We start from the raw sequence: 13162 nt of genomic DNA on the forward strand, positions 1-13162 counted from the left end.
GTCAGACGGTTTCCCGGTCGTGCGAGGTGGCGGCGGGCGCGTCGGGGGTGCGACGGCGGCGGACCACGTAGAAGATCCCGCTGCCGACCACGATCGTGGCCCCGACACCGATCACCCCGGCGAGGCCGCCGGAGATACGGGCGTTGGAGACGTCCTTGACGCCGTAGTCGGCGAGCGGGGAGTCCTTGGCGGCGTGCTCCTCGGCCTTCTTGTCGATGCCCTGGTCGGCGGCGACCTTCTCCAGGCCGTCGGGGTTCGCCGAGGCGTAGAAGGAGACGAAGCCCGCCAGGACGAGGGCGGCGACCAGGCCGGTGGCCCAGAGCCCCCGGGTGGAGCGGGCGGCGACCGGGGCGACGGGCTGCCGGGCCGGGGCGTCGACGAGCTCGCCGTCGACCCGGAGCTGGAGCGGGGCGGCGAGTCCGCGGGCGCCGTGGACCAGATCGGGGCGTACGGCGACGACGGCGCCGACGGTCAGTGCGGTGATCACGGCCTCGCCGATACCGATGAGGACGTGGACGCCGACCATGGCGGTGAAGACCTTGCCGATCGGGATGTCGGTGGTGCCGCCGATCCAGTAGATCAGCGTGAAGACGCAGGCCGCGGCCGGTACGGAGACCAGGGCGGCGACGAAGGACGCGGCCGTCACGGAGCGGCGGCTCCGCGGGAGCACGCGGACCAGCCCGCGGAAGAGGGCGTACGCGACGACGGTGGTCGTGATGCCCATGTCGAGCACGTTCACACCGAGCGCGGTGAGACCGCCGTCGGCGAAGAGGATGCCCTGCATGAGCAGGACGACGGAGATGCAGAGCACCCCGGTGTACGGCCCGACCAGGATCGCGGCGAGCGCCCCGCCCAGCAGATGCCCGCTGGTGCCCGCGGCGACCGGGAAGTTCAGCATCTGCACGGCGAAGATGAACGCGGCGACGAGACCGGCGAGCGGCGCGGTGCGCTCGTCCAGCTCACGGCGGGCGCCCCGCAGGCTGACGGCGACGGCGCCCGCGGCGACGACTCCGGCGGCGGCGGAGACGGGGGCGTCGATGAATCCGTCGGGTACATGCATGGGGAGGCTCCGCTTCCTGCGATCCTGCGTTGCCGCGGACGATGTCGTGAACCGCTCAATGATAGGGCCTTGTTGCAAACCCTTCGCAAGAGCGGGTGCGTCACAACTGGCGGCTCCCCGCGCCACCTGTGGGAAATATGGGACATTGGATGACGAAGAGAACAGACAGGAGGAGTCGGCCCATGCCCCCCGTGATCCATGAACAGGCCGAGGCCTGGCTCGTCAATGACACCCCCGACCTCCCGGCGGTCCCGGTCGACCTGCTGTACGACGCCGACGACGACCCGCGCATGGTCCATGTCGCCTTCCCCGGCGGCATCGACTGGGCCTTCAGCCGCGATCTGCTGGAGCGCGGACTGCGCTCCCCCGCCGAACGCGGCGGCATCCGGGTGTGGCCGTGCGGCCGGACGCAACTGGTCGTGGAGCTCCGCTCGAAGGAGGGCGTGGAGGTGGTGCAGTTCGACAACGCGCCGCTGATCCGTTTTCTGCACCGCACCCACGGCGAGAACACCGCCGGACCCGCGCGCATGCCCCGTATGGACGCATGACCCCCACGCGGTGACGCACCGCAGGACACAAGCCCCGCGCCGCTCGCACGGGGCACCGCATGGCGGAGGCCCCCGTGCCGCTCGCACGGGGGCCTCCGCCATTGCCCCGGCCCCGTCCCCACAGGCAACCGGCGCATCCGGGGCCGCGCTCCGCTCAGACGCGGACCCCGGAGGCTCTCTGCGACACGGAAGCAGCTCGGACGCAGGTCAGAACCAGCTCGGAACCAGCTCGGAACCGGCTAAGACGCAGGTCGGACGCAGGTCAGAACCGACTCGGACGCAGCTCGGACGCAGGTCGGAACCTCAGAACCGGCTCGGACGCAGGTCGGAACCAGCTCGGGCACAGCTCGGACGCGGCTCAGACGCGGCTCAGCTCGCGGTCGTCCCCGGCACCGCCGCCGCGCCCGTCCCCGCCGGTGCGGCCCTCGGACGTCTCGCCGAGCTGCTCACGCAGCCCCTCGCCCTCCACGTCCACGTTCGGCAGGAGCCGGTCCAGCCAGCGCGGCAGCCACCAGGCACGCCTGCCGAGCAGGGCGAGGACCGCGGGCACGATCGCCATCCGGACCACGAACGCGTCGAAGAAGACGGCGATGGCGAGCGAGAAGCCGATCATCTTGACCATCTGCTCGCTGGAGCCGATGAAGCCGGCGAAGACCGCCATCATGATCACGGCCGCGGCCGCGACGACCCGGGCGCCGTGCCTGAAGCCGGTGACGATCGCCTGACCGGGCTTCTCGCCGTGGACGTACGCCTCACGCATCCGGGTCACGAGGAACACCTCGTAATCCATGGCCAGGCCGAAGACCACGCCCACCATGAAGATCGGCATCATGGACATGATCGGACCGGTCTGCTCCACACCGAAGAGCGAGCCGAGCCAGCCCCACTGGAAGACCGCGACGACCGCGCCCAGGGCCGCGACGACCGAGAGCAGGAAGCCGAGGGCCGCCTTCAGCGGCACCAGCACGGAGCGGAAGACCAGCATCAGCAGCAGGAAGGCCAGGCCGACGACGAGCGCCAGATAGGGCAGCAGCGCGTCGTTCATCTTCTGCGAGAAGTCGATGTTCATCGCGGTCGAGCCGGTGACCAGGACCTCGGCACCGGTGTCGGACGTGATGTCCTTGCCCGTGTCACGGATCGCGTGGACGACGTTCTCGGTCTCGGTGGAGCTCGGCCGGTCCTTCGGGACGACGGTGAGCATCGCGGTGTCGCCGGCCTTGTTGAACTGGGCCGGGGTGACGGCGACGACACCCGGGATGCCCGAGATCTCGTCGGAGACCCGCTTGGCCGCGGTCTTGCCGTCGGAGCTGTTCGCGGTGTCGACGACGACCATCAGCGGCCCGTTGAAGCCGGGGCCGAAACCGTCGGAGAGCAGGTCGTAGGCGCGCCGCTGGGTGGTGCTGGTGGGCTGGGAGCCGTCGTCGGGCAGCCCCATCTCCAGGGAGGCGGCCGGTACGGCGATGGCACCGAGGCCGATGACACCGGCCAGCAGCACCCAGACCGGCTTGCGCAGCACGAACCGCGCCCAGCGGGTGCCCATGTTCGGCTTGGTGTCGGGCCGGCTCGGAGCCTCGGCGGCCTTGCGCGCCTTGCGCCCCATGACCCGCTTGCCCGCGAAGCCCATCATCGCCGGGACCAGGGTGAGGGCGATGAGGACGGCGATCGCGACCGTGCCGGCCGCGGCGAAGCCCATCTTCGACAGCATCGGAATGTTCACGACGGCGAGGCCGACCAGCGCGATGACGACGGTGAGACCGGCGAAGACGACCGCGGAACCGGCCGTGCCGACGGCCCGCCCGGCCGCTTCCTCGCGCTCCCGGCCCTCGGCCAGCTCGGCACGGTAGCGGGAGACGATGAACAGCGCGTAGTCGATGCCGACCGCGAGGCCGATCATCATCGCGAGGGTGGAGGTGGTGGAGCCCAGGTCGAGCACGTTCGCCAGGGCCGTGATCGTCGAGACACCGATACCGACCCCGATGAGGGCGGTGAGCAGCGGGAGTCCGGCGGCGATCAGCGAGCCGAAGGTGATGACGAGCACCACCGCGGCGATCGCGACACCGATGATCTCGGTGGCCCCGGTCTCCGGCATCGCCTGGAGCGCGTCACCGCCGATCTCCACGGTCATCCCGCTCTTCTGCGCCGCCTGGCCCGCGTCCTGCAGGGCGTCCCGGGTCGCGTCGGTCAGCTCCATCGAGTTGACCTTGTAGGACACGGAGACGTACGCCGTGGAGCCGTCCTTGCTGACGGCGTTGCCGGTGTACGGGTCGGTGACCGAGGCGATCTGGTCCGAGCCGGACTTCAGCTCGCCGGCCAGCTTGTTCACCTCGGCCTTGTTCGCCGGGTCCGTCATCTTCTGGCCGTCGGGCGCCTTGAACACGACCCGTGCGGTCGCGCCGTCGGCACTGGCCCCGGGGAAGCGCTGTTCCAGCAGGTCGAAGGCCCTTTGCGCCTCCGTACCCGGGATCGAGAAGGAGCTGGAGGTGGCGGTGGACGCGGAGGCCGCGCCGAATCCGGCGAGCGCCAGCAGGGCCACCCAGATCAGGGCGACATAGCGGCGGCGCCGGAAGGCGAACCGTCCGAGCTTGTAGAGGAATGTGGCCACGGAGGCGTACTCCCGGTCAGGTCGTGTTGGGAAAAGGGCGTGCGGAACCAGCCCGACGACGAGAGCGGCGTGTCAGGTAGGGCCTGGGGAGGAGGCCACGCGAAGGGGACGGATCGCGCGAAGGGGACTGAGGGGGTCAGACTCCGAGTGCGGGGAGCATCACGGAGTCGACGTAGTCGGTGAGGAACGCCTGATCGACGGCGCGGTCCTCGACCAGCTGCCGTGCGGCGAAGGCGCCGATCAGCATGTGCGGTACATATTTCAGCGCCGGATGGTCCGGACGCAGCTCACCCCGGTCCACGGCTCGGCGCAGCAGCGTGTCGAGGCCGGTCACTTCCGGCTCGATCAGCAGTTCTCGCAGGGCCTGGAGCAGATCGGGATTGGTGTGGACGGCATGGGTCAGGCCCCGCATCAGCGCGGAGTTCTTCTCCATCTGGCAGTCGTCGCTGCGGCTCAGCGCGGCGTGGAAGTCGCCGCGCAGCGATCCGGTGTCGATCTCCGCGAGGGACACCGGCTTGTTGTGCCGCAGGGCCGTGACGACCAGCTCGGGCTTGCTCCCCCACTGGCGGTAGAGGGTGGCCTTGCTGGAATGGGTACGGGCGGCGACGGCGTCCATGGTCAGGGCGTCGTAACCGACCTCGCGGAGCAGGTCGAGCACCGCGGCGTACAGCTCGCTCTCACGCTCGGGCGTGAGCCGGGTGCGTGCCATGGGTCGACCTCCTGTTCCTGTTCTCGTACATCAGTCAATCGAACGAAACTGTTTCGTACACATCGACGGTAACTCTCTGGTCCAGCGAAACGAAAACGTTTCGCTTGTGTTCCGCACCACAAGTTGCCGGGGCCCTCTCGCGCGGAAAGCATTGAGGGGTGAGTGACGACGTCGCGTATCTCCGTTTCCCGCACCTCCACGACGACCTGCTCTGCTTCGCGGCCGAGGACGACCTCTGGGTCGCCCCGCTCGCCCCGGAGGGGCAGCGGCCCGGCCGCGCGTGGCGGGTGACCGTCGACCGGACCAGGGTCGGCCACCCGCGCTTCTCCCCCGACGGAACCCGTATCGCGTACACGACCTGGCGCAGCCTCGACCCCGAGATCCATCTCGCGCCGGTCGAGGGCGGCCCGGCGCACCGGCTCACCTACTGGGGGTCGACGGACGCCCGGGTCTGCGGCTGGACGACCCCCGACGAGGGGGACGCCGCGCAGATCCTCGCCGTGTCCTCGCACAACCAGCCGTTCTCGCACGTCTCCTGGGCCTACACCGTCCCCACGGACGGCAGCCCCGGTGGCAAGCTGCCCTGGGGGCCCGTCGCCGACATCGCCGTCGCCGACATCGACGGCGAGCGGCGCACCCTGCTGCTGACCGGCAAACCTCCGCACGAACCGGCCTCCTGGAAGCGGTACCGGGGCGGTGCGACGGGGCGGCTGTGGCTGCACGGCAGGCGGCTGCTCCCGGACATCGGCGGGCACCTCGACTCGCCCATGTTCGTCGCCGGCCGGATCGCGTTCCTCTCCGACCACGAGGGCGTCGGCAATCTGTACTCCTGCCGGCCCGACGGCAGCGATCTGCGCCGCCACACGGACCACGACGCCTTCTACGCCCGGCACGCCTCCAGCGACGGGCGCCGGGTCGTCTACCAGTGCGCGGGCGACGTGTGGCTGGTGGACGACCTGGCGTCGCCGGACGCGGAGCCGCGGAAGCTGGAGGTACGGCTCGGCGGGCCGCGCGTCGGACGGCGTACGCACCAGGTGCCGGCCGCCAGCAACATCGACGCGCTGTCCGTCGACGAGACGGGCCGGGCCAGCGCCGTCTCCGTACGCGGCAGCCTGTACTGGCTCACCCACCGCGACGGCCCCGCCCGGACGATCTCCGACACCCCGGGGGTCCGGGTCCGGCTGCCCGAGATGCTCGGCAGCGGCGGCCAGGTCGCCTACGTCACGGACGCGGACGGCGACGACGCGATCGAGATCGCCTACCTGCCGCGCGCCAGCGGCGACCGCGAGCCGCGCCGGCTGGCCTCCGGACGGATCGGCTGGGTCCAGGAGCTGATCTCCGACCCGGACGGCGAGCGTCTGGCGATCGCGACGAACGACGGCCGGCTGCTGCTCCTGGAGACGGACGAGGAGACGTCCACCGGCGAACCCACCGAGCTGATCCGCTCCATCAACGGGCCGGTCCGCGACATGGCGTTCTCGCCGGACGGCGCCTGGCTGACCTGGTCGCACCCCGGGATCGGCCGTTCGCTGCGCCAGATCAAACTGGCCCGCATCCTGGGGACCGGCGCCCCGGTGATCGTCGACGTCACCAACGGCCGCTTCGAGGACGAGAATCCCGTCTTCACCGGCGACGGGCGCTACCTCGCCTTCCTCTCCTGGCGCGGTTTCGACCCGGTGTACGACGTCCACACCGGGGACCTCTCCTTCCCGCTGGGCTGCCGCCCGTACCTGGTGCCGCTCTCCTCGGCGACGCCCTCCCCGTTCGCCCTGTCGCCGGAGGGGCGCCCGGCCGCGGGCGGCCTCGACCCGGCCGACGACATTCCCGACACCGGTACGGGCGAGGGGCCGTCGACGGTCACGGTCGAGTTCGAGGGGCTGGAGAGCCGGGTGACGCCGTTCCCGGTCTCCGCGTCGAAGTACTCGGCCCTGCGTCCGGTGAGCGGCGGCGGACTCGTCTGGCTGCGCTGGCCGATCTCCGGCGCGCTCGGCGAGACGTTCGCCAACCCGGCCGACATGTCGGGCCGCCCCACGCTCGAACACTTCAACATCTCCAAGGCCAGGAAGACCGAACTCGTCGGCCATCTGGACTGGTTCGCGGTCAGCGGCGACGCCACGCGGCTGGTCGTCATGGACGAGGGCGAACTGCGCGCCGTACCCGCCACGGAGATCGGCGACAGCGACTCGACGGTCTACCTCGACCTGCGCCGCATCCTGCACGACGTCGACCCGGCGGCGGAGTGGCGGCAGGCGTACGGGGAGGCCGGCCGCATCATCCGCGCGTACTTCTGGGAACCGGACATGTGCGGAATCGACTGGGAGGGGGTGCTCGACCAGTACCGCCCGCTGGTCGAACGGGTCGCCTCACCCGACGAGTTCGCCGATCTGCTGCGCGAGGTCCTGGGCGAACTGGGCACCTCGCACGCGTACGTCTCACCGGCCCGCCGCAACGAGGGCCCGCCGCACTACCAGCGGGCGATCGGACTGCTCGGCGCGAACCTGGCGTGCCGGGACGGCGCCTGGACGGTCCGGCGCATCCTGCCCGGCGACTCCTCCGACTCCAAGGCCCGTTCCCCGCTGGCCGGTACGGGCATCCGGGAGGGCGCGGTCCTCACCCATGTGGACGGCCGCCCGGTCGACCCGGTGACGGGCCCGTACCCCCTCCTCTCCGCGGCGGGCGGCACCACGGTCGAACTCACCTTCCGCCCGCCCGAGGGGGAAGGCCGCCCCCGCCGGGTCGCGATCGTCCCCCTGGTCGACGAACGCCCCCTGCGCTACCAGGACTGGGTCGCCAAACGCCGTGAGGTCGTACGGGAGTTGAGCGGCGGCAAGTGCGGCTATCTGCACATCCCCGACATGGGCGGCTCCGGCTGGGCCCAGTTCAACCGGGACCTGCGCATGGAGGTCTCCCGCCCGGCGCTGATCGTCGACGTACGCGGCAACGCGGGCGGCCACATCAGCGAGCTGGTGGTCGAGAAGCTCACCCGCACGATCCTCGGCTGGGACCTGACCCGCAACGCCCAGCCGGTCTCGTACGCCTCGAACGCCCCGCGCGGCCCGGTGGTCGCCCTGGCCGACGAGGCGACCTCCTCCGACGGCGACATGATCACCGCCGCGTTCCGCCTGCTGAAACTGGGCCCGGTGGTGGGCCAGCGGACGTGGGGCGGCGTGGTCGGCATGACCGGCCGGCACCGGCTGGGCGACGGCACGGTGATCACGGTGCCGATGAACGCTGCCTGGTTCGACACGTACGGGTGGTCGGTCGAGAACTACGGCGTCGAACCGGACCTGGAGGCGCTGCGCACCCCGCTCGACTGGGCCGAGGGCCGGTACGCGGTGCTCGACGACGCGGTACGGGTGGCCCTGGACCTGCTGGCCGCGCACCCGGCGGCGACTCCTCCGACCTACGACTCGGTCCCGGACCGGCGCCGTCCGCCCCTGCCGCCACGGTGAACCGGGCCCCTGCGCCGAACGGACGGGGAACGAGGGACGGGGACGACGGGACGGGGACGACGACAGGGACGACAGGACGGGGACGACGACAGGGACGACGGGACGGGGGCGCCGTTCCCGGCCCGGACCCCCTGCGAGTGATCTGCCTCACGCGCTGTCACAACCATCCCGCACGCGGTGTCTTGATGCCGAAGCCCGGCAACGAAGGAGGCACCGTGAGCCAGAACACCGATGTGGTCGTGATCGGCGGAGGGTACGCCGGAGTCATGGCCGCCAACCGCCTGACGCAGCGCGACGACGTGACAGTGACGCTGATCAACCCGCGCCCGGCCTTCGTCGAGCGGATCCGCCTGCACCAACTGGTGGGCGGATCCCACAACGCGGTCGTCGACTACGGAGACGTCCTGCGCAAGGACGTCCGGCTGGTGGTCGGCACCGTGACCCGGATCGACGCGGCCGTGCGCAGCGTGGCGTTGGCGACCGGCGGCACGGTCGGCTACGACTACCTGGTCTACGCGGTGGGCAGCGGCAGCGCCGACCCGGGCGTGCCCGGAGCGGCGGAGTTCGCCTACCCGATCGCCGGCCTGGAGGAGGCGGAGCGGCTGCGGCCGGTCGTCGACGCCGCGCCCGCGACCGCCGCGGTGACGGTGGTCGGCGCCGGTGCGACCGGCATCGAGACCGCCGCCGAGCTGGCGGAGGGGGGCCGCGCCGTGACCCTGGTCTGCGGCGAGGTGCTCGGCCCGTCCCTGCACCCCCGGGGCCGCCGCTCGGTCGCCGGGCGGCTCGCCGGGCTCGGTGTGACCGTGCTCGAAGGCCCCGGGGCGAGGGTGGCGGCGGTGACCCGCGATGCCGTGCGGCTCGACGACGGCCGCGAACTCCCGAGCGGGATCACCGTCTGGACCGCCGGTTTCGGCGTGCCGGACCTGGCCGCCCGCAGCGGGCTGAGCACCGACGTCCTGGGCCGCCTGCTCACGGACGAGACGTTGACGAGCGTGGACGACGCGCGCATCGTCGCGGCCGGTGATTCGGCGGCACCGTCGGACCTGCCGTTCCGGATGAGCTGTCAGGCCGCGGTCCAGCTGGGCCCGCAGGCCGCCGAGACCGTACTCAGCCGGCTCGCGGGCAAGCCGCCCGCGCCCGTCGACGTGGGATTCGTCGCCCAGTGCATCAGCCTGGGGCGGCGCAGCGGCGTCCTTCAGCTCACCGACAAGGACGACACCGCCAAGCGGTACCACCTCGGCGGGTACGCGGGCGCGAAGCTCAAGGAGTTCATCTGCAAGGGCACCGTCTGGCAGCTGTCGTACGAGGCACGCAAGCCGGGGGCGCGCACCTGGTGGGCCAAGGACGACAAGCGCCGACAGCTGCTGCGGGACAAGCGCGGCACGGCACCGGCCACCGCCGAACGGGCAGCATGAGGCCGCCCGGTGGGCCACGCACCGGTGACCGGCCGCCTGTCACCGACGGCCGGTCACCGGTCACCGGCCGGCCGTCGACGGAGGAAAGAGGACCTTGCTGTGGACGCACGCGTGAAGACCTTCGGCAACCGGGGCCGACCGTGAAGGAGAGAGGCCGGGACATGAGCGACCACGCCACCGATCGGGCGACCGAGGCTTTCGTCGCCCACCGCAATCTGCTCTTCACCGTCGCGTACGAGATGCTCGGATCGGCGGCCGACGCGGAAGACGTCCTTCAGGAGACCTGGCTGCGGTGGATCGAGGTCGACCTGGAGCAGGTGCGCGACCGGCGCGCCTACCTGGTCCGGATCACGACCCGGCAGTCGCTCAACCGGCTTCGCACGATGACGCGCCGCAAGGAGGCGTACGTCGGCCCCTGGCTGCCCGAGCCGGTGCTCACGGCACCGGACGTGGCCGAGGACGTCGAACTCGCCGAGAGTGTGTCGATGGCGCTGATGCTCGTCCTCGAAACGCTGTCGCCGACGGAGCGCGCCGTCTTCGTGCTGCGCGAGGCCTTCGACGTCGGCTACGACGAGATCGCCGCCGCCGTCGACAAGAGCCCCGCGGCCGTCCGCCAGATCGCGCACCGCGCCCGCCGGCACGTCGATGCCCGCCGCCCTCGCACGGCGGTCTCCCCGGGCGAGACCCGGGCAGCCCTGGAGTCGTTCCGGCGCGCGCTCGAAACCGGGGACCTCCAGAGCCTTCTCGACGTGCTCGCCCCCGAGGTCGTCCTGATGAGCGACGGCGGCGGCGTCAAACAGGCCGCGCGGCGGCCGGTCGTCGGCGCCGACAAGGTGGCCCGCTTCATCATCGGCGGCTCCGGCAAGGCCGAAGGCGCGCTCACCAGCGGCCCCACCGTGGTCAACGGCAACCCGGCCCTCGTCCTGCGCCTGGACGGTGAGATCGACGGCGTCATGGCGATCCGTGTCGAGGACGCGCGCATCGTCGGCCTCTACTACGTCCGCAACCCGGAGAAGCTGACCCGCGTGGAATCCGAGACCCCGCTCACCCTGCGATGAATACCGGCGGTGTGCGTCGGCCCCACCCGGCCGGGGCCGTCCACGCATTCCGATCACCGCCCTCGTGCTTGCCCGGGGTGCCGCGGGGCCGACCGGTGCGGTCCGGTCCGGCCGTGCGGCAGGGCTCCCCGCCTCACCCGTCCACGCCGCCCCGGGACGCCGCACCCGGGCCGGCTGCTGTGCCCGGTCCACCGGGGCCGACGGCGACCGGCTCGTCCACCGCCCGGCCCCACCCCGCGGGCACCGGCAGCTCGCACCAGACCGTCTTCCTGTGCACCCCTTGCTCCACGCCCCATCGCGACGCCAGCGCCTCCACGAGCGCGAGCCCACGCCCCGACTCGTCGCGGTCCCCCGCGGTGCGGGGAACCGGCCAGAGACCGGGCCCGGGATCGCTCACCTCGACGCGGATGCGGCCGGAGCGTGTACCGGCGACCCTGAGCGTGACCGGCGTCCCCTCACCGAGATGCACGATGACGTTGGTCAGCAACTCACCGACGCAGAGCAGCAGATCGGGCGAGTCGGCGCCCCCGCACCGCTCCCGCAGGGTGTCCCGCATCTCCGGTACGGCCTTCGGCACGGCGAGCAGGTCCACCGTGAGCGGCAGCGGGGTCATCCACCGGCCGCCGCGTGCAGCGCCTCGGCCAGCCGACGCGCGGTGGCCGCGTTGCAGTTGCCGAGCGCGACGAGCGGTGGCCGGGTCGTCCACGCGGCAAAGGTCAGCGGATCGACGCCGAGCGACGGCAGGGTGATGCCGTGCGCGGTGAGCGCGTCGCGGAGTGCATCGATGTCCGCGCCGATGTCGTAGGGGGGTGAGTCATACGTGTGAGGGGTGCGGGTCGTGGGACGCGTGTCGTCCATGAGGGGCCGTCCACCTTTCGTTGCTTACCGTGACGAACGCCTCACACGGTGCCGCACAGGGCTCTACCTTGAAAGCATTTCCCGCTCCACAACGCACAGCGCGAAAGGCGGTCAAGAGTGGCCACACGCAAGGAGATCGACGGCTCGGCGGGCGTCCCGCAGTTCTACGGCAAGGAACTCCGCTTCAAACGGGAGGAGGCGGGCCTGACCCTGGAGAAGCTGGTGGACGGCAGCTTCTACGGCATCACGTACCTGAGCGAGATCGAGCACGGTCACCGGCGGATGCCGAAGGACCTGGCCCAGCACGTGGACCGGGTGCTGGCGACGGACGGATTCTTCCAACGGCGGTGCGAGGACGTACGGAAGGCCAAGCAGGGGGCTCACGCCGCGTTCTTCGCTCCAGTAGCGGAAGCGGAGAAACGGGCACGGACCATCGACCAGTGGTCGGGCACACTCATCCCGGGGCTGCTCCAGACCAGTTCCTACGCCCACGCCGTCATCCACTCCACGCATGCTTTGAGCACTCAGGAGGAGAGCGGGGCCAGGATCGAGGCTCGGATGCAGCGGGCCCGGCTGTTCAATAACCCCAAGAAGCCCGAGTACTGGGTGGTTTTGCACGAGTCCCTCGTACGCAACTCCATCATCCCGCCTGCGGAGATGGCCGAACAACTGGACCATATCGCCGCGCTGGTAGGGCGCGGTCGCATCGTTGTACAGATCCTTCCGTGGAATGGTCCGGCCCACCCCCTCACCGAGCTGCCGCTCCTCTTCATGGACTTCGACGACGAGCCGCCACTGCTCTACACCGAGGGCCCGTACCACGGTCAGACCATCGACGATCTGTCCCTCGTGATGCGGTACCGCAAGGCATACGATCGACTGAGGGCCGCCGCCTTGCCGCCGGAGGTGTCCCTCGACCTGATCAAGAAGGCGGCTGAGGAGTACCGGCATGGCCCGCATCGGTCCTGATCTCCGCGTGGCTGCTTGGCGCAAGAGCAGCTACAGCAACGGCAGTGGTGGCGACTGCCTCGAAGTCGCGGAGGGGTTCGCCCGCTGGCGTAAGAGCAGCCACAGCAACGGCGATGGCGGCAACTGCCTCGAAGTCGCCGAAGGGTTCGCCACCTGGCGCAAGAGCAGCCACAGCAATTCCTCCGGCGGCGACTGCCTCGAAGTCGCGGACGGCCACCTCGGCATCGTCCCCGTCCGCGACTCCAAGCACCCCGAGGGCCCGGTGCTCGTCGTTCCCGCGTCCGCCTGGACGCCGTTCGTCGAGGCCGTCAAAACATCCTGACCCGCCGCAAACGCCCCGACGAACCCCTGGGCGGGCAGCCGCAGTTCGTGGGCGCAAGCGGAACGTGAGCAGGACGTCAGCGGTGAGCTGAAGAGTAAGGGCGCCGACAGGTCCGGCCGCTTCACGGCCGGGCCGGGCCCGGCTCACCAACGTGGCGTTCGAGCGAACA

General features: G+C 71.2%; 11 protein-coding genes. 6 read left to right on the plus strand and 5 right to left on the minus strand.

Going from position 1 to position 13162, the window contains the following annotated elements; translation table 11 throughout:
* Position 1 precedes the first annotated feature (1 nt).
* On the minus strand, positions 2-1060 hold the full coding sequence (locus tag ACFVT1_RS16435) for an energy-coupling factor ABC transporter permease (RefSeq protein ID WP_389795735.1): 1059 nt from the start codon (positions 1058-1060) through the stop codon (positions 2-4).
* A gap of 182 nt (positions 1061-1242) precedes the next feature.
* Between ACFVT1_RS16435 and ACFVT1_RS16440 the strand changes: the two genes are divergently transcribed.
* Positions 1243-1608, plus strand: a complete 366-nt coding sequence (locus tag ACFVT1_RS16440) for an SsgA family sporulation/cell division regulator (RefSeq protein WP_389795737.1) — start codon at positions 1243-1245, stop codon at positions 1606-1608.
* A 358-nt stretch (positions 1609-1966) separates the two neighbouring features.
* On the opposite strand, the gene ACFVT1_RS16445 is transcribed toward ACFVT1_RS16440, so the two are convergent.
* Both ACFVT1_RS16445 and ACFVT1_RS16450 read right to left on the minus strand, forming a co-directional pair.
* Positions 1967-4210 carry an MMPL family transporter gene (locus ACFVT1_RS16445; RefSeq protein ID WP_389795739.1) on the minus strand — a complete coding sequence of 748 codons (2244 nt, stop codon included), beginning with the start codon at positions 4208-4210 and terminating at the stop codon, positions 1967-1969.
* A 136-nt stretch (positions 4211-4346) separates the two neighbouring features.
* Positions 4347-4919, minus strand: a complete 573-nt coding sequence (locus ACFVT1_RS16450) for a TetR/AcrR family transcriptional regulator (protein WP_389795741.1) — start codon at positions 4917-4919, stop codon at positions 4347-4349.
* A gap of 158 nt (positions 4920-5077) precedes the next feature.
* On the opposite strand from ACFVT1_RS16450, the gene ACFVT1_RS16455 reads away from it, so the two are divergent.
* The 3 genes from ACFVT1_RS16455 to ACFVT1_RS16465 all read left to right on the plus strand — a co-directional run bounded on the left by ACFVT1_RS16455 (position 5078) and on the right by ACFVT1_RS16465 (position 10844).
* Positions 5078-8371, plus strand: a complete 3294-nt coding sequence (locus ACFVT1_RS16455; RefSeq protein WP_389795743.1) for a S41 family peptidase — start codon at positions 5078-5080, stop codon at positions 8369-8371.
* Between the two features lie 215 nt (positions 8372-8586).
* Positions 8587-9786, plus strand: coding sequence for an NAD(P)/FAD-dependent oxidoreductase (locus ACFVT1_RS16460; RefSeq protein WP_389795744.1), 1200 nt, complete (start codon positions 8587-8589; stop codon positions 9784-9786).
* A gap of 161 nt (positions 9787-9947) precedes the next feature.
* The gene (locus ACFVT1_RS16465) at positions 9948-10844 is read left to right on the plus strand and encodes an RNA polymerase sigma-70 factor (RefSeq protein WP_389795745.1); all 897 of its coding nucleotides are present in this window, start codon (positions 9948-9950) and stop codon (positions 10842-10844) included.
* 133 nt (positions 10845-10977) lie between these two features.
* On the opposite strand, the gene ACFVT1_RS16470 is transcribed toward ACFVT1_RS16465, so the two are convergent.
* A complete protein-coding gene (locus ACFVT1_RS16470; RefSeq protein WP_389795747.1) occupies positions 10978-11457 on the minus strand; it encodes an ATP-binding protein in 480 nt (159 codons plus the stop codon).
* Complete coding sequence (locus ACFVT1_RS16475; RefSeq protein WP_389795749.1) at positions 11454-11702, minus strand: hypothetical protein; 249 nt, start codon at positions 11700-11702, stop codon at positions 11454-11456. Before ACFVT1_RS16475 ends, ACFVT1_RS16470 begins: the two co-directional genes overlap by 4 nt.
* A gap of 117 nt (positions 11703-11819) precedes the next feature.
* Here ACFVT1_RS16475 and ACFVT1_RS16480 point away from each other — a divergent pair, with 117 nt between their 5' ends.
* Together ACFVT1_RS16480 and ACFVT1_RS16485 are read left to right on the plus strand one after the other, a co-directional pair.
* Positions 11820-12671, plus strand: a complete 852-nt coding sequence (locus tag ACFVT1_RS16480) for a helix-turn-helix domain-containing protein (RefSeq protein ID WP_389795750.1) — start codon at positions 11820-11822, stop codon at positions 12669-12671.
* A complete protein-coding gene (locus ACFVT1_RS16485; protein ID WP_389795752.1) occupies positions 12652-12993 on the plus strand; it encodes a DUF397 domain-containing protein in 342 nt (113 codons plus the stop codon). The genes ACFVT1_RS16480 and ACFVT1_RS16485 overlap by 20 nt, the downstream gene beginning before the upstream one ends.
* The last annotated feature ends 169 nt before the right edge of the window (positions 12994-13162 follow it).

This window comes from Streptomyces sp. NPDC057963, assembly GCF_042887155.1.
Taxonomy (GTDB): domain Bacteria; phylum Actinomycetota; class Actinomycetes; order Streptomycetales; family Streptomycetaceae; genus Streptomyces.

Excerpts from the sequence above, each read along its gene's own strand:
- ACFVT1_RS16435 (WP_389795735.1), bottom strand. The coding sequence starts at position 1,060 with ATGCATGTACCCGACGGATTCATCGACGCCCCCGTCTCCGCCGCCGCC.
- ACFVT1_RS16440 (WP_389795737.1), top strand. The coding sequence starts at position 1,243 with ATGCCCCCCGTGATCCATGAACAGGCCGAGGCCTGGCTCGTCAATGAC.
- ACFVT1_RS16450 (WP_389795741.1), bottom strand. The coding sequence starts at position 4,919 with ATGGCACGCACCCGGCTCACGCCCGAGCGTGAGAGCGAGCTGTACGCC.
- ACFVT1_RS16465 (WP_389795745.1), top strand. The coding sequence starts at position 9,948 with ATGAGCGACCACGCCACCGATCGGGCGACCGAGGCTTTCGTCGCCCAC.
- ACFVT1_RS16470 (WP_389795747.1), bottom strand. The coding sequence starts at position 11,457 with ATGACCCCGCTGCCGCTCACGGTGGACCTGCTCGCCGTGCCGAAGGCC.
- ACFVT1_RS16475 (WP_389795749.1), bottom strand. The coding sequence starts at position 11,702 with ATGGACGACACGCGTCCCACGACCCGCACCCCTCACACGTATGACTCA.
- ACFVT1_RS16485 (WP_389795752.1), top strand. The coding sequence starts at position 12,652 with ATGGCCCGCATCGGTCCTGATCTCCGCGTGGCTGCTTGGCGCAAGAGC.